This is a genomic window from Pseudobutyrivibrio ruminis AD2017, from assembly GCF_000424305.1.
Lineage (GTDB): Bacteria > Bacillota > Clostridia > Lachnospirales > Lachnospiraceae > Pseudobutyrivibrio > Pseudobutyrivibrio ruminis_B.
On sequence record NZ_AUJQ01000015.1, the window covers coordinates 1 to 25735 of the forward strand.

The 25735-nt window shown below is 38.8% G+C and carries 23 protein-coding genes and 2 tRNA genes; 2 read left to right on the plus strand and 23 right to left on the minus strand.

The features are described from left to right. Positions 1-515: 515 nt before the first annotated feature. Complete coding sequence (locus tag G611_RS0109640; protein ID WP_028243442.1) at positions 516-2177, minus strand: lipoprotein; 1662 nt, start codon at positions 2175-2177, stop codon at positions 516-518. A gap of 3 nt (positions 2178-2180) precedes the next feature. Further along, a complete protein-coding gene (locus G611_RS0109645; RefSeq protein WP_028243443.1) occupies positions 2181-2921 on the minus strand; it encodes an alpha/beta hydrolase in 741 nt (246 codons plus the stop codon). Between the two features lie 115 nt (positions 2922-3036). Between G611_RS0109645 and G611_RS0109650 the strand changes: the two genes are divergently transcribed. Beyond that, positions 3037-3891: an aldo/keto reductase gene (locus G611_RS0109650; protein WP_028243444.1), complete on the plus strand. Its 855-nt coding sequence runs from the start codon at positions 3037-3039 to the stop codon at positions 3889-3891. A 64-nt stretch (positions 3892-3955) separates the two neighbouring features. Here the strand turns inward: G611_RS0109650 and G611_RS0109655 are convergent, their stop codons facing one another. The 5 genes from G611_RS0109655 to G611_RS14580 form a co-directional block, all read right to left on the minus strand. Then, positions 3956-4513 carry an alpha/beta hydrolase gene (locus G611_RS0109655; RefSeq protein ID WP_036948993.1) on the minus strand — a complete coding sequence of 186 codons (558 nt, stop codon included), beginning with the start codon at positions 4511-4513 and terminating at the stop codon, positions 3956-3958. Positions 4514-4539: 26 nt separating this feature from the next. Then, complete coding sequence (locus G611_RS0109660; RefSeq protein WP_028243446.1) at positions 4540-5232, minus strand: LrgB family protein; 693 nt, start codon at positions 5230-5232, stop codon at positions 4540-4542. Beyond that, entirely contained in the window at positions 5232-5591 is a 360-nt protein-coding gene (locus G611_RS0109665; RefSeq protein ID WP_028243447.1) for a CidA/LrgA family protein, read from the minus strand. The genes G611_RS0109660 and G611_RS0109665 overlap by 1 nt, the downstream gene beginning before the upstream one ends. A gap of 104 nt (positions 5592-5695) precedes the next feature. After that, positions 5696-6088 (minus strand): pyridoxamine 5'-phosphate oxidase family protein, encoded by a 393-nt coding sequence (locus tag G611_RS0109670; RefSeq protein WP_028243448.1) that lies wholly within the window; start codon positions 6086-6088, stop codon positions 5696-5698. Between the two features lie 26 nt (positions 6089-6114). Beyond that, a complete protein-coding gene (locus G611_RS14580) occupies positions 6115-6834 on the minus strand; it encodes a glycerol-3-phosphate acyltransferase (RefSeq protein WP_081657028.1) in 720 nt (239 codons plus the stop codon). A gap of 176 nt (positions 6835-7010) precedes the next feature. Between G611_RS14580 and G611_RS0109680 the strand changes: the two genes are divergently transcribed. Beyond that, a complete protein-coding gene (locus G611_RS0109680; RefSeq protein WP_051195198.1) occupies positions 7011-7475 on the plus strand; it encodes a hypothetical protein in 465 nt (154 codons plus the stop codon). Positions 7476-7481: 6 nt separating this feature from the next. Here the strand turns inward: G611_RS0109680 and G611_RS0109685 are convergent, their stop codons facing one another. The 16 genes from G611_RS0109685 to G611_RS0109760 all read right to left on the minus strand — a co-directional run bounded on the left by G611_RS0109685 (position 7482) and on the right by G611_RS0109760 (position 25716). Then, positions 7482-8342, minus strand: a complete 861-nt coding sequence (locus G611_RS0109685; RefSeq protein WP_036948996.1) for a YitT family protein — start codon at positions 8340-8342, stop codon at positions 7482-7484. A 95-nt stretch (positions 8343-8437) separates the two neighbouring features. Beyond that, complete coding sequence (locus G611_RS0109690; RefSeq protein ID WP_028243451.1) at positions 8438-8893, minus strand: GAF domain-containing protein; 456 nt, start codon at positions 8891-8893, stop codon at positions 8438-8440. Positions 8894-8901: 8 nt separating this feature from the next. Then, positions 8902-9132 carry a hypothetical protein gene (locus tag G611_RS0109695; protein WP_028243452.1) on the minus strand — a complete coding sequence of 77 codons (231 nt, stop codon included), beginning with the start codon at positions 9130-9132 and terminating at the stop codon, positions 8902-8904. 92 nt (positions 9133-9224) lie between these two features. Then, the gene (locus G611_RS0109700; protein WP_028243453.1) at positions 9225-9536 is read right to left on the minus strand and encodes a YbjQ family protein; all 312 of its coding nucleotides are present in this window, start codon (positions 9534-9536) and stop codon (positions 9225-9227) included. Beyond that, positions 9517-10161, minus strand: a complete 645-nt coding sequence (locus tag G611_RS0109705; protein WP_028243454.1) for a MerR family transcriptional regulator — start codon at positions 10159-10161, stop codon at positions 9517-9519. The genes G611_RS0109700 and G611_RS0109705 overlap by 20 nt, the downstream gene beginning before the upstream one ends. A gap of 323 nt (positions 10162-10484) precedes the next feature. Then, the gene (locus G611_RS0109710; protein ID WP_028243455.1) at positions 10485-11294 is read right to left on the minus strand and encodes an alpha/beta fold hydrolase; all 810 of its coding nucleotides are present in this window, start codon (positions 11292-11294) and stop codon (positions 10485-10487) included. Then, positions 11287-12081 (minus strand): YhfC family intramembrane metalloprotease, encoded by a 795-nt coding sequence (locus tag G611_RS0109715; RefSeq protein WP_028243456.1) that lies wholly within the window; start codon positions 12079-12081, stop codon positions 11287-11289. Before G611_RS0109715 ends, G611_RS0109710 begins: the two co-directional genes overlap by 8 nt. A 212-nt stretch (positions 12082-12293) precedes the next feature. Beyond that, positions 12294-12689: a flavodoxin family protein gene (locus G611_RS0109720; protein ID WP_028243457.1), complete on the minus strand. Its 396-nt coding sequence runs from the start codon at positions 12687-12689 to the stop codon at positions 12294-12296. Positions 12690-12878: 189 nt separating this feature from the next. Beyond that, positions 12879-16079 (minus strand): carbamoyl-phosphate synthase large subunit, encoded by a 3201-nt coding sequence (gene carB, locus G611_RS0109725; RefSeq protein WP_028243458.1) that lies wholly within the window; start codon positions 16077-16079, stop codon positions 12879-12881. Next, on the minus strand, positions 16080-17150 hold the full coding sequence (locus G611_RS0109730; RefSeq protein WP_028243459.1) for a carbamoyl phosphate synthase small subunit: 1071 nt from the start codon (positions 17148-17150) through the stop codon (positions 16080-16082). A 71-nt stretch (positions 17151-17221) separates the two neighbouring features. Then, a complete protein-coding gene (locus G611_RS0109735) occupies positions 17222-21022 on the minus strand; it encodes a phosphoribosylformylglycinamidine synthase (protein WP_036949000.1) in 3801 nt (1266 codons plus the stop codon). Between the two features lie 145 nt (positions 21023-21167). Next, positions 21168-23573 (minus strand): ATP-dependent DNA helicase, encoded by a 2406-nt coding sequence (locus G611_RS0109740; protein WP_028243461.1) that lies wholly within the window; start codon positions 23571-23573, stop codon positions 21168-21170. A gap of 55 nt (positions 23574-23628) precedes the next feature. After that, positions 23629-23859 (minus strand): HPr family phosphocarrier protein, encoded by a 231-nt coding sequence (locus tag G611_RS0109745; protein ID WP_051195199.1) that lies wholly within the window; start codon positions 23857-23859, stop codon positions 23629-23631. Between the two features lie 160 nt (positions 23860-24019). Continuing rightward, positions 24020-25243, minus strand: a complete 1224-nt coding sequence (locus tag G611_RS0109750) for an EAL and HDOD domain-containing protein (protein ID WP_028243463.1) — start codon at positions 25241-25243, stop codon at positions 24020-24022. A gap of 163 nt (positions 25244-25406) precedes the next feature. Beyond that, a tRNA-Trp gene (locus tag G611_RS0109755) sits at positions 25407-25477 on the minus strand. A 166-nt stretch (positions 25478-25643) separates the two neighbouring features. After that, positions 25644-25716 (minus strand) — tRNA-Ala (locus G611_RS0109760). Positions 25717-25735 lie beyond the last annotated feature (19 nt).

Genomic DNA, 25735 nt, shown 5'->3' on the forward strand with positions numbered 1-25735 from the left:
TTTTGAACTAAAAACCAAAAATTAATCTTAGAAAAAAGAAAAGGATGCTGCAAAACGGTGTTTTGCAGCATCCTCTTTGTCTACAGTCTGAGAGCAGCCAGCACTGGCTGCTCTTTAAACTATTCATTTTTTATCTCCAATGTTTGGTTTTCTCTTAAAAGTATACCTTCCACTAATGTGCATTCCTCTATTATGCAACTCATTGTTTTCATCTTCTGTCACAGAGCTAGTATAAGATATGGCTTATTTTCTCTTTTTATACTTCGAAATAGGTAGATATACAGTTTCCACGTAGATAAAAGTATAGAATCTGCAGCGATTTGCTCATCATATACTTTTTTCATCAAGTAAACATTGTTTTAAAGTTAAAAAAAGTATAAGGTTGCTATTTTGCTTCACCCTTATACTTTTTTTGTTGCTTTTCCAATATTAAGTTGATTTTTTAGTATAAAATCAGGATTTATGCTTCAATTATATACTTACGCTAGCCAGTTGTGATTTTGCAATATAAATCTTTACATCTTCGCCATCACATCATAAAAGTCAACTGAATCGTACTGTCCGTGGATTGTTTCATATTCATACTCCTGGAGCTGTTCAATTTTCTTTTCGATGGCATCTTGGCTTAAGGATTTGTCATTAGCATAATAGCTGGTAGAGCCTGTAGCATTTGCAAGGGCTTCATCTGTCATCTCATCCTCAGAAGGATAGCCATTGCCATCCAGGTCGTCATAGTTGTCCATTTTGCAGGTGTAATCCTCTACCATTTTGTTATCATGGATTGATAAGAAATCAAGGTAACAAACAATTCCTGCATAATCGGCATTCCAATATCTAATGCAGTTCTTCTTTGGTGAATATTCATAGTCAGCAACACCACCTGCTCCATAGCCAAATTCATCACCAAAAGGAACTACATGACCATCCTTGTAGGTGTAAAGATATAGATAATAACCATAATTATCTACTACAAGCTCAGGCACATCATCCTCATCTATGTATATAAGATTATAGCTATAATCTCCATCAAGATTAGTGATGCGGACAACCTGATTGTAGGCATCATTCCATGTATTATAGACAGCTGCCTCATTATCGCCTAAGAGATAGCTCTTCACATTAGGAATGTTTAATTCTTCTGTATAATAATTGCTTAGCCACTCAGATGCATCCTTTAGATAATTGTAGCCAGCTTCATCATAGGAAACACCATATTCGTACAATCCAACATGATCCTTACCATCACTGCCTTCTGCTATAACCACAATATCATCAGCATCATCTGCAGTAAAATCAAAGATTCCAACTGCTTTTACTGTTGTGAAATGCTCCTGATTAGCAAAATTATCTCCAAAGTAGTTTCCAAGCCAAGACATGCGCTTACCATCAACTGTGATAATCATATTGGCTTCATCTAAAGACTCAGGATTTCCTTGATATGTAATGAAGCGCCCTGGGGTATCAATCCCTGGAACATTGATATCAAATGTTTGGGATTCATCATTGCCAACTTCCCAAGCCCACACATTGGAAATCATCTTATAAACATCACCATTTTTTTCAAATGTTAATTCGATGTCAGGAGTTTCCCATACATGCCAATCTACATCTTCGTTAGTATCGTTATGTAATTGGATTATATACAAATCCCCTAGCTTCTTTCCGCTAATGCAAGAATAAGACATCCAATTAGAATCTCCATGTAAAGAATAATAAGAATCATAATCCTTTACATATTCAAAGCCAATCTGCTCTTTCATATCCTCATACTGAACTCCAGCATGAGACTTAACAAACTGCTTAATATCATTTGCCCTAAGAACAACCAAATCCCCACATTCTTCATCTAAGGAAGCTTGCTTATAAAAAGCCTCCTTTTCTTCCTCGGAAACATCAGTAGCACCAATTCCTGCTCCGTTATATAGTACTTCGCTCCAGTCAATATCATTTACACTGTTAAATGGTCTTACCAAAAATCCATTATATTCAGAAGTACTAAATAACTCCGTAAATGAATCACGCTCCTCCTGTGTAAGCTCAACAGCTTCCTCGGATTCTTTAATATCACTAGCCTGTATTTCTGAAGTGGCAGATTCTGTCCCCTGATTCTTATTACCGCAGGCTGTCAGCACAGCTAACATAGAAATGGCTAATATAACGACAAATCGTTTTTTCATATATTACTGTAATCCCTTTACAAAATTCTGTACGGCTTCAACCATAAGGTCCATGTGCTTGCCATAACAGTGATCATCATCCTTGATCAGCTCTAACTTGCAATTAGCAAATTTCTTAGATGCATCAATGGCAAATTCAACAGGTACAGTATCATCTGCATCACCGTGAACGATAAGTACAGGGCCTGTGAATTTCTTCATGGCTGCATCTAAGTCGATTGACTGTGCTACTCTAATATAGTTACCGTTAAGTGTACGACCATCCCATGATACTAATTCATCTGGAATATGCTCTGGGTCGAATGGCTGACCTAAAAGCATGCCGGCCTTTGCACCGTCAATAATTACGTATGCAGGTGAAAGTGGCATAAGAGCCTTGATAGTATCTCTTTCCATTGCGGCAGCAAGTGTAACTGCAAGACCGCCCTGTGAATGTCCGCAGATGTAGAGGTCTGTAACGAAGTCAAGCTTCTTTGCATAATCAACTACTGCAAGGATGTTATTGAGCCACTTGTAAAGATTGTGCTCTCTGAACTCTCCCTCGCTCTTGCCATGACCAAATAAATCTACACGTAGTGTAGCAACTCCGATTTCATTAAGTCCCTTTGCTACGGCTACGATATGGTCTTCCTCAATGTGTCCTGTAAAGCCGTGAAATACAAGACAAAGTGGACACTTTTCTGCTCCCCCTTCTGGCATATCCAAAATTGCGTTTAGTTTAATTCCATCATCAACAATATACATTTTCCTTATTCTCCTAATAAAAAATTTTTTCAACGTTTATATTCTATTACATTTAAAATTGTATTTCACCTTCAAAATACATATAATTGCCTTATAAACTATGAAGGAGAAGGCTATGGAATCACTTACAACACGAATCAACTTGAATAATGGTACTTCAATTCCAATGTTTGGATATGGTACATACAAAATCAAAGAGCCAACTGAAGCCTACAATTCTGTTAGACTTGCTCTAAAAAATGGCTATCGTCATATCGATACCGCTGCTTTTTATGAAAATGAAAAATATGTCGCTAATGCCATAAAGGATTTTATGGATGAAACTCACACTAAGCGTGAAGATATTTTTGTTACCAGCAAGGCATGGAAAACAGAGCTTGGTTATGACAAAACACTTGCAGCCTTTGAGAAAACTATGAATGAAATGCAGATGGATTACCTGGATTTGTATTTAGTTCATTGGCCAGCGTCTTATGCCTTTGATGATGATTGGGAAAATACAAACAGACAGACCTGGAAGGCCATGACAGAGATTTATAAATCAGGTCGTGTTAAGGCAATCGGCGTATCAAACTTCCTTACACATCATTTAGATACTATTATAGATATGGAAGTAACACCTGCGGTAGATCAGATTGAGGTTAACCCAGGTTTTTTACAAAAGGATACAGTAGATTACTGTAAAGAGCATGGAATATTAGTGGAAGCATGGAGCCCTCTTGGAAGAGGCAAATCTCTTGCTCACCCACTGCTTGAAGAGCTTGCTAAAAAATATGGAAGAACTGTTGCTCAGATAATTCTTCGCTGGGAAGTACAGCACGACATTGTGCCACTTCCTAAATCATCAAATGAAAGTCGTATCATTGAAAATTCTAATGTATTTGACTTTGAGCTTTCAGATGATGACATGGCAGTAATTGATGAAATTCCACCTTATGGAAACAGTGGACACGGTCCTGACCAGCCATAATAAAAAACTAAAGCATACTGTAGTAGCTTGTTAACTACAGTATGCTTTATCTATATCTAAGCTATTATAAAATTCCGTCCACTATACGCATGACCTTTGCAAGATTTTCGATGTCTGTTTCTACATCCCCTGTTTCTAATGAATGATTAGCTTCAGGTATAACTGCATATGTTAAAGATAATTGTTCGCACAGCTGTGTACACATATCTGTGTCGCAAAGTGGGTCTGCACTGCCGTGGAATACCATTCCCTCGCAATTATTGATGTATGCAAAGGTGTACCCTATAGGAGTGAACACAATCATATCCGCATCTAAATCATAAGTCATATTGTATCTAGCAGCCAAAGCTGTTCCTATACTCTTTCCGATGAAAACAACTCTTTCATAATCCGCAAATACGATATCCTTAAGCTTGTCAACAACCTGCTCAAATGCCTCATCAAGTGCAGCCTGCATTTTCTCAGGGTCAGATTTGATTGTACCGAAGTCATCACTAAATGTATAAGAAACCTCAACTATATCGTAGCCTTTGTTCCCTGCTAACTTCTTTGAATAATACAAAAGTGGTTTATCGCAATGATATCCTATTCCAGGAAAAATGATTGCAAGATTCTTTCCCATTAATATTCTCCTTATTCAAAAATGAATTACATAAAGCTTGCAAATAAAGTAGCAAGTACTACTGTAATAACACCTGCAACTGCTATAGAAAGTGAGCTCATCGCTCCTTCTACATCGCCAAGCTCCATAGCCTTAGCTGTTCCAATGGCGTGAGCTGCAGTACCAAGAGCCAAGCCCTTAGAGATAGGTTCTTGTATTCTAAACAGTTTACAAATAAATTCACCAAGGATATTTCCAATTACGCCTGTAATAACAATTACTGCTACTGTGATAGTAACATATCCACCAAGCTCCTCAGATACACCCATTCCAATGGCTGTTGTAATAGACTTTGGTAACAATGTTACGTAATTCTGATGTGACAATCCCATCATCTTAGCTAAAACAAAAACAGTAAGAAGTGATGTGATAACGCCTGCCAATACGCCAAGTAAAACTGCCTTAGCATTGTTCTTAAGAAGCTCAAACTCCTCATATAAAGGAATAGCAAGACAAACTGTAGCTGGAGTAAGAAGCCAACTAAGGTATTTAGCGCCTTCGTTGTATGTTTCGTAGCTTACGTTGCAGCCTACTAAAACAAGAATAGTAACTATAATAGATATAAGAAGTGGATTTAAGAATCCAAAACCAAATTTTCTTTTAAGCTTAGCGCCAATTGCATAGGAAACCAAACTAATTGTAACTCCTGCATAAGCACTGTTTTGCATGAATTCTGCCATTATTTTGCCTCCTTTGCACTGTGTCTGATTATGGCCTGTGAAATAAGACCTGTTGCACCCATAACTGTAAATATAGTAATAACTGTGATTACTGATACTGGAAGCAATACTGGCTCAAGCACGTTCCAAGAAGACATAAGACCTACACCAGCAGGAATAAACATAACAGGCATTATTTCGATTAAGAATCTGCCTGTTTCCCTAACCTGGCTAAGCTTGATTAAGCCTGTCAAAAGGAATACAAACATAAGAACCATTCCGTAAATACTTGCAGGAATTGGCAATGGTAATACTGATTTTAAAATCTCACCCATTAGCGAAACAGCTAAAATGATAAGAAACTGTTTTAAATACTTCATATATAATCTTCCTCTAAAAAAAATTAGGGCCTGGTATATCCTCCCAAGCCCCAATTTATTATACTACTAATTTATTGATTTTTTGTCTTTTTTTACGTACCTTATTAAAATTTTATTACCTCAGGTGCATCTGTAAATGAACTGAATGTAGCAGTTGCATTCTTAAAATAAAGAACTTCAGTATTGTCATCATCTGCTGAATACATGCTCTGAAGTGAAGGATAAGCATCAAGCATAGAAGCCTTTGCCTCTCTTCTATCATCAGAAACCAATTCTCCAGCTACTCTAAGCCATTTACCATCCTTGAATGCGCAGATTTCTGCTTTAGGATTTGCATGAAGCTGCTTAGACACATCCTTTGACTTTCCAGTCTGAATGTAAAGCTTGCCTTCAAAGATATGAGCTGTACCGAAAGGTCTAACTCTTGGCTGATCTCCATCAACTGTTGCAAGATAATATGTTCCTGCATCCTTTAAAAACTGAACTACTTTTTCCATAATATGCCTCCTTATGATTAAATTATTTAATTAGCAAAAAACACTGATGTAGGACCATCTCCACCACCACGGAGCATAAAATCTACTGCGATAAAAGCGATAACAGCTATGATAACAAGAACTGTTCCAACTGTATTTTTCACGCTTCTTTCTCTTTTAAACTTTCGCTCCTCCTGGTTCTTAAAGCCTCGGATGAATCCTGGGAAATTTCTATATACCATAATCACGGCAGATATTATCATTATTATTCCTGCCACTGGGTCAAACTCGATAAATGCAAAAGGTATTGCAAATACAGCAATTGCTACTGCTCCAAGTGGAAGCAGGCCTGTAAGCAGCACAATCAGTCCACCAGCCACAGATGAAACTATTCCTCCAAATGGCATAAGGATGATTATCCAAGCGCAGGTAACTGCAACTCCCTTTCCACCATTAAACTTACGCCATACAGGAAAATTATGACCAAGAAGTACGCCAAATCCTGCAAACAGCATGGAATTGTACCAAATAACTTCTCCAAATAAGAAATAAGCAAGTCCCATTGCAAGTATAGTTTTAGCTATATCTCCTGCCAAAACCATAATTCCAGGGAACTTTCCCACATTGCACATTATGTTTGCCATGCCAGGATTTCCAGAACCGATTTCTGCTACATCCTTCCCTGTAAATCTCTTTGCTATAAAATATGCAGTTAGGAAGCATCCACATACATAGCCGATAAGTAAACTAAGTAAGACTTCTGTCATATAAACCTCCAAATTGTTCTCCTAACATCAATCATAATAAATTAGCTTACTCAAGGCAATGATTACAGGTAAATTTTATACTATCCTATTCCCAAAAACACTATTCTGTCAAAAATTAATGATATTATGTTACGTAGGGGTATTTTCTATCGTCAGATGCAATAGGAGAAACATTAGTGGATAAAAAAGAACAAGAAAAATTCGTCAAAGAATTTATTGAAAGAAAACCTACTAGATGTTCTAAATGCCGGGGCCGTCTTAGATATATCGGTGCTGGCCGCTATGAATGCTTTGATTGTGGGCATGAAGAAATTGACGATTTCGGTAAAGTAAAAGAATTTATAGATGAAAATGGTGCTTGCCCAGGCATTATTATTTCTGAATGCACAGGCGTTCCGGAAGAAATTATAAATGGAATGCTTCGCCAGGGGCGACTTGAAATCCCTGATGGAAGTACTATGTATATCACTTGCGAAAAATGCGGATGCAGCATTCGCTATGGCAGATTCTGCCCTGACTGCATCCGAAATCGCACAAATACGTTAAAAAATGTATTTTTCAATCCTGAAGTAGGTGAAAAGCCTCAGCATCAATTAAAACAACAGGAAGGCAAAATGCGCTTCTTTGATTCGAAAAAATAATATCAACTAAAATACTCTCTCTGGTGAACTCTTGGCTTGATACTGCATATCGCTGACCTTATATACTGTGACAAAGGCCTTTGGGTCAACCTTGTCGATGTATGCCATAAGCTTCTGGAATTCACCCTTGTCAACTATAGTTATGATTTCATCATGCTCTTCCATTCTGTATGCCCCTGTAACCTTGTAGACACTGGCACCACTATGAAGCTCATTCAAAATATAATCTCTAATCTGTGCCTCGTATGGTGAAACGATGCAAACTCTTCTTTTTAATTTCTGGTCGAAAATAAAGTGATCTAAAACCATTCCGTTTAAGTATGTACCAAGGACACTTAAGATAACTGTCTTAGAATCGTATGCTAATGCAGATGATAATGCAATACACATACCAGCGATTGACATGGCCTTACCTAATTCTATTCTCAAATATTTATTAAGAATCTTTGCTACAATATCTAATCCACCAGATGATGCATTTCTATTAAACAGAATTGCCGAACCCACACTTACTGCAAAGATATAGCACACTACATCAAGTGCCGCATCCCCTGTAAGTGATGTGTAATTTGGAAATAGTCTTTCACAAACACCTATAACTACTGGAAGCAAAATAGATGTATAAATAGTCTTATAACCAAATTCTGGTCCACATGTAATGAATCCAATGATAAGAAGGATTACATTAAGAACCATTGTGATGGTTGATACCGAAAACGGTAAAAAGTTTGTTAAAACAATTGCAAAACCTGAAATACTACTTACTGCAGCGTGGCTAGGCATAAGGAAAAAGAATACTGCCATACCTATGATTATTATTGCAAATGTAAGAATAACAAGTTCTTTAATAATGGATTTTACGTTCATTATACTACCCCGTCCTAATATTACTGTTTGTTACTTTTAAATTTAGATTTAACATTAAGCAACGATTATTAGGTTACGGCCTGTCAGAAAAAAAGTCAAGAGAAACTTACCACTGTTTCTAGCGCCTTTACAAACTTCTCAAGCCCTAATTTGTCCTCTTCTGAAAATCTATCTAAAGATGGACTATCGATATCAAGAACACCTACTACCTTACCATCCTTGTGGATTGGCACTACTATCTCCGAATTAGAAGCGCAGTCACATGCAATGTGCCCTGGGAACTCATGTACATTTGGAACTACAAGTGTCTCATCATTACCTGCTGCTGTTCCACATACACCCTTGCCAAGTGCGATTCTGATACAGGCTACCTTTCCCTGGAATGGTCCAAGTAAAAGTGAGCCATTATTCATTAAATAAAAGCCTGCCCAGTTCAAATCATCCATCGCATCATAAATAATTGCCGATGCGTTTGAAAGCACTGGAATGTAGTTTGGCTCATCCTCTGCTAGAGCCTTAATCTGTTCTGCTAGTAAATTATAATCTGTCATGCATCCTCCTACATTACGCAGCTTCTGCCTTCACGGCCTTCCATGTTGTCGTCCTTTACATATCTGGCATTGAACTCCATGTTAATCTCACGAAGCTCCTTCTTACCTTCAATATAATCTTCATACATTTCAGCAAGTCCTGCCATGCATCCATCACAGTTTGCCTCAATATTTCCAAGAGATTCCTTAACAATCTGCTCTCTTTCTTCTTTTGTTGTGTCTTTGATTAAATATGACATAGTACATCTCCATTTAATAAAATTTTATTTTGTCCAATTATACATCATAAATAAAAAAAGAGCTAGAGATTAGCACCCCTAGCTCATATACTCTAAAGATATTTTACTGCTGTTCCGTATGCCATAACCTCTGCTGCACCCTGCATAACAGATGATGATGCATATCTCACACCAACAATGGCATCAGCTCCAAGCTGCTCAGCCTCATCCACCATTCTCTTAGTAGCAATCTGTCTAGCTTCCACAAGCATATCTGTGTAGCCTTTGATTTCTCCACCAACAAGTGTCTTCATACCTGCCATAAAATCCTTACCAAAGTTTTTTGACTGTACGATAGTTCCTTTCACTACTCCAATGGCCTCAAAATTCTGACCTGGGATTGTTTCAATACTTACGAGCTTCATATATTTCTCCTCCTTCTATTTCCTTTAATCTTTGTTTAAGTGCAATAACTGTTCCAACAATCATGGCACCAAAAAGCACAACAATAATAGCAATAAATCCAAGTGGTGTATCTGGGTCACTCATAGCTGTCAGGCAAATAAAAATAATCATTGCCAAAAAGAATACTATGCTAACAGCTGCTGCAATAATTGGTCCCCGCTTACTTTTATTTATATCAGTTTTGTTTACATCCATAAACCTAATGCCTCCCTTCTCAAGCTTTTTCATTTCCTCAAGATAAGATTCAGCCTGTAGATTATCAAAGTGAACATCTGCTTCAATCATTTCTCTGCACATTTCCTTCATCACATCCAGCTCCTGCTGTCTATGTGTAAAATGAGAAATATGCCTATCTAAACAATCAGCTACAGAGCTTTCTCCTGTTTCAAGTCTTTTGATTTCCTCAATAGGAACCTCTAACCTTCTAAGAAGCTTTATCTTATTTAACAGGTCCACATCCTCCAAGGAATACTCACGATAACCATTGTCTCTATTTCTCTCAGGATTAATTAATCCCTGTTCCTCATAAAAGCGGATATTCTTCTTTGTAATTCCAACTAGTTCTTCTACTTGATTAATCTTCATGCTGTCTCCACACTTGCCAACTACTACCTGTAGCTCATTTTGCTTCTCAGATAGTAGTCTCTTTCTGTCGCACTACTACCTGTAGCTCCATTTTTCCTCTCAGGTAGTAGTCTCTTTCCTTTGCTCTACTACCTGTAGCTCCAATTTGCTTCTCAGGTAGTAGTCCCTTTCTATTGCACTACTACCTGTAGCCAATTTTTCCTCTCAGGTAGTAGTCTCTTTCTATTGCTCTACTACCTGTAGCTCCAATTTGCTTCTCAGGTAGTAGTCCCTTTCTGTTGTACTACTACCTGTAACACCATTTTGCTTCTCAGATAGTATTCCTACTTTATAAAATCTTCTATTAACATGTTAACTTCCTCTGGCCTGTCCGTGTTTGCATTATGACCTGCACCTTCAATCCAGTGAATTGGCAATCCTGTCTTAGCATGCCAAGCTCTGTTGTATCTTTTAGTGGAGCCTGCCATATCCTTGGTGCCGCATATAAGCATTGCAGGACATGTAATCTCATAAGGTAGCTCTGCTTCAATAGCCTCTACCAAAATCCTGTAGCCGCCGCCTGCAAGACTTGAATATCTTTCTTGGTCACCATCATAGGTCATCATGAACTCTCTCATTAAGGCACGTCCGTATTCAGTGGTTGCCACCCCATTTGTACCCTGTCTCAATAGTGTCTTCCAAGGATAATAGCGATACACAGGAGTCATTCTATGAAGTAACCAAAGCTCAATTCCTGTATAGTACTGCCTTTGCAATGGAGCCGAATCAATAGATACAAATCCAACAGCTTTATTAGGAAAAAGCTGCATAAACATCTGCCCCAAATATCCACCCATGGACTGTCCTATAATAACAGGCTTATCAAAACCATTCTCCGAAAGGATTTCATTTAGCCATGTAGCTTTATCTGCCAGGGAAAAATCCATATCAAAAGGATAAGAAAGAGCATGTGCCGGCGCATCCCATGCAAAAACAGGATAATTACCTTCAAAATATTCAATCTGCTTGTCAAATAATCTATGATCCGCAGTTAGCCCCGGTAAAAACACCAGCTGCTTGTCCTGATTCGTTCCATCAGGATTAATCCAATAATGAATTTGTCCACACCTTGTGCTATAAATCTTCTCAAACATAAGATTCTGTCTCCATATCCTTTGAATACATCCTATATACTAAAGCTGCAAGGATAAATACAATCACTAATAACACAATTTCTAACACTAAGCTTGAAGTATATCCAGCCAAAAGTACTGTTATAAAGTCCAAGCCTGCATGAAGCGCAATGGCTAAAAACAGTAACTGCAACTTTTTGCCCTTCACTGCCTTATAAACAATATAGGATAGACAGATATGCAAAGTGATTGCAACAACTCTCTCAACCCCTGCCAAATAAAAATCTAATGAGCTAGTAGTCCAAAGTAAGGAAACCTGTTTTAAGGTTTGCGCCTTCACCTCATCATCAAGTGAAGCTAACATTGGCTCAAAGCTTCCTGTATTAATCATTATTGATGTAATCAGATTTGAAATTGATGTTAAGCCTACAATGATAATAGCCTCTATTCCGCCGTGACCAACGCCATACATTAATGCATTAAGTTTATTGAGTTCCTTCTTTTTAAAGAGATTCATGGATGTGAAGCGCCCCAGCTCTTCAAACACACCTGCTGCAAGTCCACCATAAACAGCCTTCACTAAAAGATTTCCTGTTAATGCTTCACCAAATTGTTTAATCATAACAACATGAAGACATTGCTCTAACACAAGTGCGAAGATAATAAATGTAGCAGCTCCAATTCCAAACCAAAGCATGTCTGCCTTTAGTTTAAGAAATGCATAAAGCATAAGCCCCATTGGAAGCCCAACTGCCACTATAAAAGCAAAGCACATTCCTATAATTGATAACGCAGGTACTGTTCCCATAACAGCCTCCTTTGAAGAAAAATTTTTAAGACTTGGCCTTGTCTAGCTTTATATATAAACCTTCCATAAGGTGGAAGGTCAAGACTTTTTCTAAAAAATGTTTAATAAACAACAATTTTATAAGAGTATACCATAAAGAATAATATAAAAGCACCCCAAACAATCAATAATGATTTTTGGGGTGCTTTACTTCATGTAAATTTAATCTTCAATTACAAAGACATCATCTTCTTAGCAAAAGCCTCTGCCTCAGCAAGCTGTTTTTCATTTGGCTTGTTTCTAACATAGCATGTCTCATCTGCAACCTCTATTCCTTTTTCAACAAGCGCCTTCTTAATTAAGTCGATAGAATGCTTTGAAATCCATGATGTAGAAAATACTACTGCCTTCTTAACCTTGCTTCCATCAATTCCTGCTAAATATTCATTCATCACTTTATCAAGACCATAGGCATATAAAGCTCCGCCAATAAATAAAACATCAATATCTTCTGTAATCTTAGCACTATCTTCATCTACTGAAATAGGAATAACTCCAGCGCCTTTTCCGATTGCTTCAGCAAGAAGCTTTGTATTTCCTGATTTTGAATAATATCTAACTGCAACCATAATATAACCTCCGTAATTAAAATCATGCTATTTAATTGTGTTCAATCTATTTCAAATATATACCCTCTCACAAAAAAAGTCAAATGTTATTTCAAGCAAGGTCAATCATACAAATCCCCCTAGTATAAAAGCTATCCCACTGCCATTTGGCAACAGGATAGCTTCCTATTTATTTCTATTTATATTGTCTTATATTTTAGCTACATCCACAAGTGTATATTCAGTAGGTGCAGATTCAAGCGATGTTGCAAGTGCCATTGCAGTATCCATTGCTGTGATACAGTTAATTCCAGTTTCAATTGCATTTCTTCTAATCAAGAATCCGTCTCTTGTCTTATCTCCGTGTCCCTGTGTAGGTGTATCGATTACAAGGTCGATTTTGTGTCCAAGGATAAGGTCCATTACGTTTGGAGATTCCTGAGTGATCTTGTTTACCTGAAGTGCATCTACTCCGCCGTCCTGCAAGTATTTTGCTGTAGAACGTGTTGCGTAAATCTTGTAACCAAGCTTTTCAAATCTCTTGGCAACCTCAAGTGCCTCTGGCTTATCAGCATCCTTTACTGTGATAATCATCTGCTTGTGCTTTGGAAGTACCACACCTGCGCCAAGGAATGCCTTATATAATGCTTCCTCAAAGGTCTTTGCAATACCTAAGCATTCACCAGTAGATTTCATTTCAGGTCCAAGGCTGATTTCAGCGCCTCTAAGCTTTTCAAAGGAGAACACTGGCATCTTGATTGCGATGTGGTCTGCCTCTGGCTGAAGGCCTGGCTTATAGCCCATATCTGTAATCTTGTGACCAAGGATTGCTTTTGCTGCAAGGTCTACGATTGGAATACCTGTTACCTTACTGATGTATGGTACTGTACGAGAGCTTCGTGGGTTTACCTCGATTACGTACACCTCGCCATCCATTGCAATGAACTGGATGTTAATCATACCTAGCACGTGAAGTGCCTTTGCAAGGCGCTCTGTGTAATCAACAATCTTGTCCTTGATATCCTGTGTGATTGTGTGGGCTGGATATACGCTGATACTATCACCTGAGTGGATACCAGTTCTTTCGATATGCTCCATGATACCAGGGATTAAGATGTTTTCACCGTCGCAGATGGCATCAACCTCAATCTCCTTACCCTGTAAGTACTTATCTACAAGGATTGGGTGGTCCTGAGCAATCTGATTGATGATGTCCATGAACTTTTCGATTTCTTCATCGTTGAAGGCAATCTGCATACCCTGTCCACCAAGTACGTATGAAGGGCGAACAAGTACTGGGTAGCCAAGTCTGTTTGCAACTTCCTTTGCTTCCTCGGCTGTAAATACTGTTCCTCCTGCTGCACGAGGAATCTGTGTCTGCTCTAAGATTTCATCGAAGAGCTCTCTATCTTCTGCTGCATCTACATCCTCTGCCTTTGTACCAAGGATTGGAACGCCGATTTTCATAAGATGCTCTGTAAGCTTGATAGCTGTCTGACCACCGAACTGTACGATAGCACCATCTGGCTTTTCAAGATTTACGATTGATTCAACATCCTCATTTGTAAGAGGCTCGAAGTAAAGCTTATCAGCAATATCAAAGTCTGTTGAAACTGTTTCTGGGTTGTTGTTTACGATGACTGTCTCCCAGCCTTCCTTAGCAAATGCCCAGGTAGCGTGAACTGAACAGTAGTCAAACTCAACACCCTGACCGATACGGATTGGACCGGAGCCAAGTACAAGTACCTTCTTTTTACCTTCAGTCTTAACAGCCTCGTTCTCGCTACCATATACACTGTAGTAGTAAGGAGTCATGGCATCAAACTCTGCTGCGCAGGTATCAACCATCTTGTATGCTGCCACGATGCCGTTGTCATAACGCATCTTTCTAACTTCTTCCTCAGTCATCTTGCCATTTAAGTGAGCGATGACGCTATCTGGGAATTCGATTCTCTTTGCTTCCTTAAGAAGGTCTACTGTAAGCTCCTCCTGCTGAAGTCTAAGCTCCATTTCAACAAGAATCTTAATCTTATCGATGAACCACATATCAATCTTTGTGATTTCATGTATTGTCTCGTAAGATGTGCCACGTCTAAGTGCCTCTGCGATGCAATAGATTCTTCTATCATCAACTACTGTAAGTGCTTCCTCAAGCTCTGCATCTGTCATGTTGCAGAAGTCGTAGCTTAAAAGGGAATCCACATGCTGCTCTAATGAGCGAATGGCCTTCATAAGGGCTCCTTCGAAGTTATTGCAGATTGACATAACCTCGCCAGTAGCCTTCATCTGAGTTGTAAGCTTTCTAGTAGCTGTAATGAACTTATCAAATGGAAGACGTGGAATCTTTACTACGCAGTAATCAAGCATTGGCTCGAAGGATGCGAAGGTCTTCTTTGTGATAGCGTTTGGAATCTCATCAAGTGTGTATCCAAGGGCAATCTTTGCAGCTACCTTTGCGATTGGGTAACCTGTTGCCTTTGAAGCAAGGGCTGATGAACGAGATACACGTGGGTTAACCTCGATTACGCAGTACTCAAAGCTGTCTGGATTAAGAGCGTACTGTACGTTACACCCACCTGTAATTCCAAGCTCGTCGATGATGCGAAGTGCAGATGTACGAAGCATCTGGTATTCCTTATCACCAAGTGTCTGTGAAGGAGCAACTACGATTGAGTCACCTGTATGTACACCAACTGGGTCGATATTTTCCATGTTACATACAGTGATGCAGTTGCCGTTGGCATCTCGCATTACCTCGTACTCGATTTCCTTCCAGCCGGCGATACATCTTTCAACAAGTACCTCATGCACACGTGAAAGGCGAAGTCCATTTGTAAGGATTTCTACAAGCTCCTGCTGGTTGTGAGCGATACCACCGCCTGAACCACCAAGTGTGTAAGCAGGACGAAGTACAACAGGGTAGCCGATAGTATTTGTAAACTTAATACCATCCTCAACTGTGTTAACAACAAGTGATGCTGCCACAGGCTCTCCAAGCTTTTCCATAGTGTCCTTAAATGCCTGTCTATCCTCTGCTCTAAAGATTGTCTCTGCTGTTGTACCGATGAGCTTAACTCCCTGCTCCTCTAAGAAGCCGCTTTCTGCAAGCTCCATACCAAGGTTAAGTCCAGCCTGTCCTCCAAGTGTTGGAAGAAGTGAATCTGGCTTTTCCTTTATAATAATCTGCTTTAAAACATCAACTGTAAGTGGCTCGATATAAACCTGGTCGGCAATCTCCTTATCAGTCATGATTGTTGCTGGGTTAGAGTTTACAAGACAAACCTCCATGCCCTCTTCCTTAAGTGAACGACAAGCCTGTGTTCCCGCATAATCAAACTCTGCTGCCTGACCGATTACGATAGGACCTGAGCCAATCACCATTACTTTCTTAATGTCACTTCTTTTTGGCATTTACTGCTCTCCTCCCATCATCTTAATAAATCTATCAAACAAATATCCGCTGTCCTGTGGTCCTGGGCATGCCTCAGGATGAAACTGAACAGTGAAGATGTTCTTTCCTGTGTATTTCAATCCTTCATTTGTACCATCGTTTACATTAACAAATGCTGGTACTGCAATCTTTTCGTCTAGGCCATCTGTATCTACTACATAACCGTGGTTCTGTGATGAGATGTAAACCTTGCCAGTCTCCAAATCCCTTACAGGATGATTGCCACCGCGGTGACCATACTTAAGCTTGTGTGTATCAAGACCGTTTGCAAGTGCCATAAGCTGATGTCCCAGACAGATCGCAAAGATTGGTACATCGCTGTCATATAGCTTTTTAACCTCATCTATGATAGGGCCGCAATCCTTAGGATCTCCAGGTCCGTTTGAAAGCATAATTCCGTCTGGATTTGCTGCTAGGATTTCCTTAGCCTTTGTATGTGCTGGGTAAATTGTTACCTCACATCCTCTATCATTTAATGATTTTGCGATATTGCGCTTTGCACCAAAATCTAAAAGTGCAACCTTCTTACCATTTCCCTTAAGAACAGATTTCTCATGGCAAGTAACCTTTGATACCACATCACCTGTTGCATAAGCTTTAAGCTTAGGCTTAATCTCCTCGAAGTTGAAGTGCTCGTTTGTGGTAATCATTCCGTTCATAGTTCCACGGTCTCTCAAGATTTTAGTAAGCGCACGTGTGTCGATTCCTGAAATACCTGTGATATTGTGTTTTACAAGGAAATCCTGAATAGTTCCCTTGCAACGGAAGTTAGATGGAATTCTGCTGAGCTCTCTAACAATAAATCCATCTGGCCAAGGTCTGCCGCTTTCCATATCATCTGTAATTCCGTAATTGCCGATGAGTGGATATGTCATACATACTGCCTGACCAGCATAGGATGGATCTGTAAGGACCTCCAAATATCCAGTCATAGAAGTGTTGAAAACAATCTCGCTTATGACCTCTCTTGTTGAACCAATGCTGGTTCCTTCAAAAACTGTCCCGTCTTCCAAAATTAAAAATGCTTTCATCTTTCCTCTTTTCTACCCTTTTACATTTTATTAAAACTCCAAGGTAGAAAGTTTACCTTGGAGTTTATGATTTATCTGAAGTAATCTACACCAGACTCGAATAATTTCATATCCTGGTTACCATAGATGTTTATAGAAACGCCATCGCCCTTACGTTCAGCGTGACACATCTTTCCGTAAACTCTACCATCAGGACTTGTGATACCTTCGATAGCAGCAAAGCTTCCGTTGATGTTCCATTCTTCATCCATAGATGCGTTACCATCTAAGTCTACATACTGAGTAGCAACCTGACCATTTTCGAATAACTTCTTAATCCATTCTTCAGAAGCTACGAAACGTCCCTCACCGTGTGAAGCTGGTGCACAGTAAACGTCTCCTGCTTTTGTTCCAGCAAGCCATGGCGACTTGTTGCTAACTACCTTTGTATATGCAATCTTTGAAATGTGACGACCGATTGTGTTGTAAGTAAGTGTTGGTGAATCAGCTTCCTGTGTATGAATCTCACCATAAGGTACAAGACCAAGCTTGATAAGTGCCTGGAAACCATTACAGATACCAAGCATCAAGCCATCTCTGTTTTCAAGAAGGTTTGTAATTGCTTCCTTCATCTTTGCATTTCTAAATGCTGTTGCAAAGAACTTTGCTGAACCCTCTGGCTCATCACCTGCTGAGAATCCACCTGGGAACATAACAATCTGCGACTGAGCAATTGCTCTTGAGAATTCATCAACTGATTCTCTGATGTCATCTGCTGTCTGGTTCTTGAATACCTTTACATTTGTGATTGCTCCGGCCTTCTCAAATGCTCTGGCTGAATCGTACTCACAGTTTGTACCTGGGAATACTGGGATAAATACTCTAGGCTTTGCAATCTTGTTTTTGCAGATGTAGAAGTCCTTTGCCTGATATATGTCAGATTGAACTGGTGTCTTATCATCTGTACTCTTTGTCTTGAATACCTTTTCAAGAGGCTTTGTCCAAGCATCTAATGCTTCTTCCATAGATATTCTTACATCTCGGTAGCTAAATGTTGCATCGTCTGTAACCTCACCAACAACATAGCCACAATCTGTAAGTCCCACCTTAGAAAGCTCTCTATCAATAGCAAGAGCAGAATCCTCTGAAACCTCAAGGACAATGTCACCTACTGAATAGCCGAACAATGTCTTGTTTGAGAATCCGTCTTCAATCTTAACACCAAGCTTGTTACCAAATGCCATCTTTGAAACAGCTGGTACAAGTCCGTAAGCATCAAGTGCGTAAGCTGCCTTAACATTTCCCATTTCAACCATCTGACGAACGGCTGCGTAAATCTGCTTGGCCTGTTCGTAGTTAGGCTGATCATAAGCATCTCTTAGAACTCTAAGAACGAATAGCTTATCTCCTGCTTCCTTAAGCTCTGGAGTAACAATGTCTCCTACCTTTGCCACATCTACTGCGAAAGATACAAGTGTAGGTGGAACATCGATTTCGTTAAATGTTCCTGACATTGAATCCTTACCACCGATTGATGGAAGTTCAAACTGCATCTGTGCTCTGTATGCACCAAGAAGTGCTGCAAATGGCTGGCTCCATCTCTTTGGATCCTCGCTCATTCTGCGGAAGTACTCCTGGAATGTGAATCTAATCTTCTTGTAATCACCACCAGTTGCAACGATACGTGCTACTGACTCAAGCACTGCGTACTGAGCACCATGGTATGGTGACCAAGAGCTGACATAAGGATTGAAGCCAAATGCCATCATTGTAACTGCATCTGTGTTGCCATCTGCTACAGGAACCTTTGCAACCATTGCCTGAGTTTCTGTAAGCTGATATTTTCCACCGAAAGGCATCAGGGTTGAGCCAGCTCCGATAGAACCGTCAAACATTTCTACCAAGCCCTTCTGTGAGCAGTTATTTAAATCAGATAATGTATCAAGCCATGCTGCCTTAATATCATTATTCTCTAAATCCTTAGCAACCTTATCGATTCCGTATTTATCAATATATTTGTTGTTGCTATCTGGAAGCTCAACATATACATCTGTTTCCTGATGTGCACCGTTTGTATCAAGGAAAGCTCTTGATAGGTTAACGATTTCCTTACCTCTCCAGTTAAGAACAAGGCGTGGCTCCTTTGTTACAACAGCAACCTCGATAGCCTCAAGGTTCTCCTCAGCTGCATACTCAAGGAACTTGTTAACATCTGCTGGGTCAACAACAACTGCCATTCTCTCCTGAGATTCTGAAATAGCAAGCTCTGTTCCATCTAGACCAGCGTACTTCTTTGGAACCTTATCAAGGTCAACTGTAAGACCAGGAGCAAGCTCGCCGATTGCAACTGAAACACCACCGGCACCAAAATCGTTACACTTCTTGATTATATAAGAAACTTCTTCTCTTCTGAAAAGTCTCTGAATCTTTCTTTCTGTAGGTGGGTTACCCTTCTGAACCTCTGCACCACAAACTGCAGTAGACTCTGTGTTGTGTGCCTTTGAAGAACCTGTAGCACCACCGATACCATCACGTCCTGTACGTCCACCAAGAAGGATGATTCTGTCTCCTGGGTCAGAGTTAAGTCGCTGAACTGCACGCCTTGGAGCAGCACCCATTACCGCACCAATCTCCATACGCTTTGCAACATAATCTGGATGGTAAATCTCTTTTACATATCCTGTAGCAAGACCAATCTGGTTACCATAAGAGCTGTAGCCGTGAGCAGCTTCTCTAACAAGCTTCTTCTGTGGAAGCTTTCCTTCGATTGTATCCTTTACTGATACTGTAGGATCTGCGGCGCCTGTAACACGCATTGCCTGATATACATAAGTACGTCCTGAAAGTGGATCACGGATTGCTCCACCAAGACAAGTAGCAGCGCCACCAAATGGCTCAATTTCTGTAGGATGGTTATGTGTCTCATTCTTGAAGTTGATAAGCCATTCCTCTTCTGTTCCATCTACATTGATTGGAACTACGATTGAGCAAGCGTTAATCTCATCTGACTCTTCCTGGTCTGCTAGCTTGCCATCTGCCTTTAATCTCTTCATTGCAAGAAGTGCTAAGTCCATAAGGCAAACGAACTTGTCATCTCTGTCCTTATAAAGAATCTTGAAGTTATCAAGATAATCATTGTAAGTATCTTCAATAGCAGCCTTGTAGTAACCATCTTCGATAGTAACGTTCTTAAGCTCTGTAGAGAATGTTGTATGTCTACAATGATCAGACCAATATGTATCTAACACCCTGATTTCAGTAACAGTAGGGTCTCTGTGTTCATCTTTGGAAAAATAGTTTTGAATATGAAGGAAATCCTTAAATGTCATAGCAAGATTCAAGGAATTATATAAATCTTGTAAATCATTTTCAGCCATTGAAGTGAAACCGTCAAATGTCTTGACGTCGGCTGGCTCATCGAAATTATTAGATAGAGACTCTGGTAAATCTTCTGATGTCTCTCTAGAATCAACTGGATTAATACAATGCTTCTTAATAGCATCGAATTCGTCGTCAGATATGCTACCCTCAATAACATAGGTAGTTGCTGTGTGAATTGTTGGCTCTTCGTTTTCATTTAATAGCTTTAGACACTGCTCCGCTGAATCAGCACGCTGGTCAAACTGCCCCGGAAGAAACTCAACAGAAAAGACTCTTCCACTGTAGTCAAAAGTCTCTTCATAAACATTATCAACAGGAGGCTCCGAAAAAACAGTTTTAACTGCCCTCTTAAAAACGTCGTCAGAAACATCTTGAACATCATAACGAATCAAGACCCTAACTCCCGTAACATCCTTGATGCCTAAGTAGCTTCCAATTTCGGATAGCAATGACTTGGCAGATACTGCAAATTGTGGCTTTTTTTCAACGTAAACTCTTCTTACCTTGCCCACTTTACACCTCCGTATATTTACTTGAAAATCTGTGAGTAAGCTTCCTGTCAGCATTTTCATGTCCCGTTAACTAGTAAATAACTGACAGTCAGCCTCACAGTCATAGAAAGTATAACACAAAAAATTCACATCTCCTAATAATTTTTTATGTCATTTTTCGCCAGAAATTTGTTACTTTTAACGAAATATCATCTATTGTGGTAAATTCTGCATCTTTCCATTCTCGAGGAAAAGTTTTTCGATAACTAGATAATCTAAATCTATCATCTAAAAGAGCTATAACTCCAACATCATCTTTAGTTCTGATAAGTCGTCCTGCAGCCTGAATCACCTTATTCATTCCAGGATAAAGATAAGCATACTCAAATCCGTTCTTTCCGCTTTCGTCAAAGAAATCATTCATAAGCTTTCTTTCATTTCCTACCTGCGGTAAACCTGCCCCTAGTATTATTGAACCTATCAGCTTGCCACCAACTAAATCAATTCCCTCCGAGAAAATACCGCCTAAGGTACAAAAAGCTACCATGGATTTAGTTCTAACTTTATCGAATTCTCCTAAAAACTCTTCTCTTTCTGCTTCTGTCATGTTCTGCTGTTGGATAATTATATCTACATCATCACCAAAGCCTTCGTACCTTGTGTAGATATCCTCCAAGAATTTGTAGGATGGTCCAAAGACCATATAATTGCCCTGTTTTCCATTAACAATAGTTCTGATATAATTTGCGTATTTAAGATATTCCTCATCACCACGTCTGGTATATTTACTGGTGACATCTGTTCCTAAAAGGAGCAATCTGTTTTTAGGATCAAATACTGAATCCACATAGATGGCATATACATCCTTTTCGTTGCATAACAGATTTTTATAATAATCTATTGGAAGAAGTGTAGCGCTGAAGTACACAGTAGCTCTGGCCATTCTTAATCTATCCTGCAATTGAGCCGATGGGTCAATGCAATATAAATGAAGATTGAAATTCTTATCTTCATCAAAATCTGCATAAATCCTATAATGCGCCTTATCCTGTTGATATGCTAAGGCTGTAAAATTTCTCAACCTAAAATAAAAATCCAGCACCTCATCCTGATATATGCCAAACTTTATTTCTTTTTTGAAAAGCTGCTCCAATATCATCTGCACATTCTCGCATGATGTAAGAAGCATATCGATGTCGTCAAAAACCGTAATGTCCTTTTCACATTCACGCTTATACTCAAGCATTATTCGATTACATTTATCTAAAGCGTTAACCAATTTCTTGCTAACAGGCTTTGCATATCTTTTAATAGAAAGAATTTCTTCTTTTATAAGAGTTTCAGAATACATTTCTCTGGCTCTATCTACCATGTTATGTGCTTCATCTATTAAGAATATATGCTCCCCATTTTTTCCATCTGCAAAAAATCTTTTTAGATAAACATTTGGATCAAAGACATAGTTGTAATCACATATAATGCCTTCGCACCAGGTGCTAACATCTAACGCAAGTTCAAATGGGCATACTACATATTCTTCAGCGTAACCCAAGATAACATCTCTTGTAATTACATTTTCTTTAGTAATGACTTCGTAGATAGCGTCATTGATTCTATCAAAATGGCCTCTGGCATAAGGACAATTGTCAGGATTACAATCTGCTTCGTCGCACATGCACATCTTTTCTTTAGCTGTAAGCATGATAGTCTTACCCTCATAACCATTTTTAGTTAAGAGGGAATATGCATCCTTTGCAGCAATAGCTGTAGCAGTTTTTGCAGTTAGATAGAAAACTCTTTCTGCAAGATTCTGGCCTAGTGCCATTACAGCTGGATATACGTTAGCAATAGTTTTGCCTGTACCTGTAGGCGCCTGCATAAAAAGAATCTTTTGGCGGAATATACTTCTATAAACATCTCCAACAAGCTTTCTTTGACCGTCTCTATATTCAAATGGAAACTGCAGGTCCTTAGCAGATTCTAACAGCTCCTGCTTGTGATAATACTGAAAATCAGACCACTTTTTAAAGATGCCAATTATAGTTAAAAACCATTCTTCTATTTCTTCATATGTATATATCTGATTGAAATATTTGACCTCCTCAGTCTCAAGGCTAACGTAAGTCATTTGGACTTCGACAGTTTCAAGCTGATATTCATTAGCAACTATATATGCATAGCATTTAGCTTGGGCCTCATGGACAAGTACTGGCTTTTCAAATGTCATTACATCCATGTACATGCCCTTAATCTCATCTACAGTTGCAGCAACTACCGTACCATCTTCGTCTCTATCTAATACAAGTCCGTCTGCTCTTCCTTCAATGCCAAGCGTATAATCATCATATTCAATCTGAAATTTAAGAGGAACTTCCGCACTATAAAAGGGACCCATAGAACTTTGAATTTTTCTATGGATCCTACTTCCTGCCTGCATCGCCTCAAAAGGGTCAACGGAACCTCTTCTATCGTCAATATCCCCTTCTCTAAGTAGAAATTCTACCAGGTTTCTAACTGATATATTTATTTGTGCTTTTTCTCCTTCCGGAGTTACTAATCTTGATACTTTCATAATAAAAAAAGACCTATGAGTTAAACTCACAGGTCATATTATACAATATTATATTCTATGCAACAACGAACTTCTTAACCGCATTCAAGAAACCAGCGTTAGCCTGGTGCTCAGAAACATGAACATCCATCTCACGCTTAACTCCCATTGCAAGAACACCCAAAAGAGACTTTCCATCAATGTAAACAACACCACTGTGAAGATCAATATCTCCACCGCACTGTGATGCAGCTCTAACAAATTCCTCAGCATCCTGTGTGTTCTGTAAAAGAATCTTAAACTTCATAAAAATATCAACTCCTATAAAACCTAAAACATAAAATCTATTTTTAATTTATATCACGCTCCCTATATAGTGTCAATGCAATTCTTGCGTTTAAATCATCAAATTCTGTACTCAATTAAAAACAAAACCTCGGTATATTTCAACCGAGGTAGAATTTCTTTTACTGTATAAACATGCTTCCGTACCATTTTAGGGCTTCCACGTATGCTTCATACACATCATCCATTTCAATGTCGTGCAATATCATAAGTCTTGAAACCTCTTGCCAATCACCTGACTCATAACTAAGTAGGAACTCAAGCTGTGGTGAAAAAATGCCATCATCATTAATTAAAGCATTTTTTATTTCATTACTAACACCAACCTGCTCTAAAGCCTTATCCATTGGCATATCTAAGATGAGATTTAGTAAGGAGAATAATCCCATAAGGAATAGTTCGTCCTTTCTCATAGCATAATCAAAAATAGGTGCCAGGTTTTCAGCAAATCTAGCTCTCACCAACGATAATCTAGTGATTTCATTAGGTTTTCCAGATGCTAACTCACTTAAAAGAGTTGTATTTAACCATCTTCTAAGCTCCTTTTGACCAAGCAATGCAGTAGCCTGAGCAATTGACCTTATATTTGAATTGATTGTAAGTTTATTAGCAATTTTTAAAAGTTCAATAGTAAGCGCAGGATCTTGTGTGATAACCTCTGCAACTTCATCTAAATTAAAATCAGGCTCATTAATAACCTTCATTAATTTAAGATAATTAATCTTAATTGGAGCAACTTCAGTATCAGATTTATTAATAGGTACTCTAAAGAATGTACCTTCAAATACCTTAAACAGACCAGATTCCTTTGCTGCGTCAAATTCTTCCTTTGTATGTAAGTTTTCAGCACAAAAATCAACCTTAGGAACTACTTTCTTAAAAGCTTTTGCCTGCTCGACTACATCCCCATTATCAGCATTAATTAGAATCAAATCAAAGTCATCCATCATGAATTTGAAATCATCAACATTGGCTAATGGCATATCCTTAAGAGCTATTTTGAAGCCTTTACTCTTTAAATCAATTAAACGTTTGTTATAAGATTCTTCAGGCTTTATAGATTGATCAATAAGAAGAATAATTCGTCCATCAAATCCCTTTAATTGCTGCTCTATATTGGAAAAGAGCGAAATATTATTAATTGGAATAATAATACTACAATTTGCAACTAAGTCATCTTCTGAAACGCTTTCGAAAACTTCAAGTCCAACAACAGATCCAGCACCATCGTACTTGCCTGTAATAAGCATATGTGGCTTTTCAAACATATTCTCCTTTTGTGCATACAAGCAATAAGATGCAACAGACATATCCTCGTAGAATAGTGGTACTAACGTAGCAAGCATAATCCCTCTCCTTTTGTAAAAACCCCTTATTTTTGTTGCATTAAATATTCTGACAGAATATTCAGAATACTTATTTTTATTATAGCATTCTGTATTTTTAGATTCAATTAATAGCATAAAAAAAATAGCTGTGAATCTTATTGATTCACAGCTATTAGTCAAACAGGGGACGAGAGAATCGAACTCCCACCAAAGGTTTTGGAGACCCCTATCATACCATTTGACCAGTCCCCTTTATCGTAAGCGAAAGACCTAAACTTGGTTTAAATCCCTCACCCACGCGACTTATAAATAGTAACACAAGTTTAAGTCGCTTTCAATAGAAAAAACACAATTTTTTCACATTTTTTCTACTGGTTTTTTTAGAAAGAAAAAGTTCTTGTTTTCACAAGAACTTAAGTGGAGACGGAGAGATTCGAACTCTTGACCCCCTGCTTGCAAGGCAGGTGCTCTCCCAACTGAGCTACGCCCCCAGAAACATAGCAACTTCAA

Coding starts and splice junctions, on each gene's coding strand:
- G611_RS0109640 (WP_028243442.1), bottom strand. CDS start 2,177: ATGAAAAAACGATTTGTCGTTATATTAGCCATTTCTATGTTAGCTGTG.
- G611_RS0109645 (WP_028243443.1), bottom strand. CDS start 2,921: ATGTATATTGTTGATGATGGAATTAAACTAAACGCAATTTTGGATATG.
- G611_RS0109650 (WP_028243444.1), top strand. CDS start 3,037: ATGGAATCACTTACAACACGAATCAACTTGAATAATGGTACTTCAATT.
- G611_RS0109655 (WP_036948993.1), bottom strand. CDS start 4,513: ATGGGAAAGAATCTTGCAATCATTTTTCCTGGAATAGGATATCATTGC.
- G611_RS0109660 (WP_028243446.1), bottom strand. CDS start 5,232: ATGGCAGAATTCATGCAAAACAGTGCTTATGCAGGAGTTACAATTAGT.
- G611_RS0109665 (WP_028243447.1), bottom strand. CDS start 5,591: ATGAAGTATTTAAAACAGTTTCTTATCATTTTAGCTGTTTCGCTAATG.
- G611_RS0109670 (WP_028243448.1), bottom strand. CDS start 6,088: ATGGAAAAAGTAGTTCAGTTTTTAAAGGATGCAGGAACATATTATCTT.
- G611_RS14580 (WP_081657028.1), bottom strand. CDS start 6,834: ATGACAGAAGTCTTACTTAGTTTACTTATCGGCTATGTATGTGGATGC.
- G611_RS0109685 (WP_036948996.1), bottom strand. CDS start 8,342: ATGAACGTAAAATCCATTATTAAAGAACTTGTTATTCTTACATTTGCA.
- G611_RS0109690 (WP_028243451.1), bottom strand. CDS start 8,893: ATGACAGATTATAATTTACTAGCAGAACAGATTAAGGCTCTAGCAGAG.
- G611_RS0109695 (WP_028243452.1), bottom strand. CDS start 9,132: ATGTCATATTTAATCAAAGACACAACAAAAGAAGAAAGAGAGCAGATT.
- G611_RS0109700 (WP_028243453.1), bottom strand. CDS start 9,536: ATGAAGCTCGTAAGTATTGAAACAATCCCAGGTCAGAATTTTGAGGCC.
- G611_RS0109705 (WP_028243454.1), bottom strand. CDS start 10,161: ATGAAGATTAATCAAGTAGAAGAACTAGTTGGAATTACAAAGAAGAAT.
- G611_RS0109710 (WP_028243455.1), bottom strand. CDS start 11,294: ATGTTTGAGAAGATTTATAGCACAAGGTGTGGACAAATTCATTATTGG.
- G611_RS0109715 (WP_028243456.1), bottom strand. CDS start 12,081: ATGGGAACAGTACCTGCGTTATCAATTATAGGAATGTGCTTTGCTTTT.
- G611_RS0109720 (WP_028243457.1), bottom strand. CDS start 12,689: ATGGTTGCAGTTAGATATTATTCAAAATCAGGAAATACAAAGCTTCTT.
- carB (WP_028243458.1), bottom strand. CDS start 16,079: ATGCCAAAAAGAAGTGACATTAAGAAAGTAATGGTGATTGGCTCAGGT.
- G611_RS0109730 (WP_028243459.1), bottom strand. CDS start 17,150: ATGAAAGCATTTTTAATTTTGGAAGACGGGACAGTTTTTGAAGGAACC.
- G611_RS0109740 (WP_028243461.1), bottom strand. CDS start 23,573: ATGAAAGTATCAAGATTAGTAACTCCGGAAGGAGAAAAAGCACAAATA.
- G611_RS0109745 (WP_051195199.1), bottom strand. CDS start 23,859: ATGAAGTTTAAGATTCTTTTACAGAACACACAGGATGCTGAGGAATTT.
- G611_RS0109750 (WP_028243463.1), bottom strand. CDS start 25,243: ATGCTTGCTACGTTAGTACCACTATTCTACGAGGATATGTCTGTTGCA.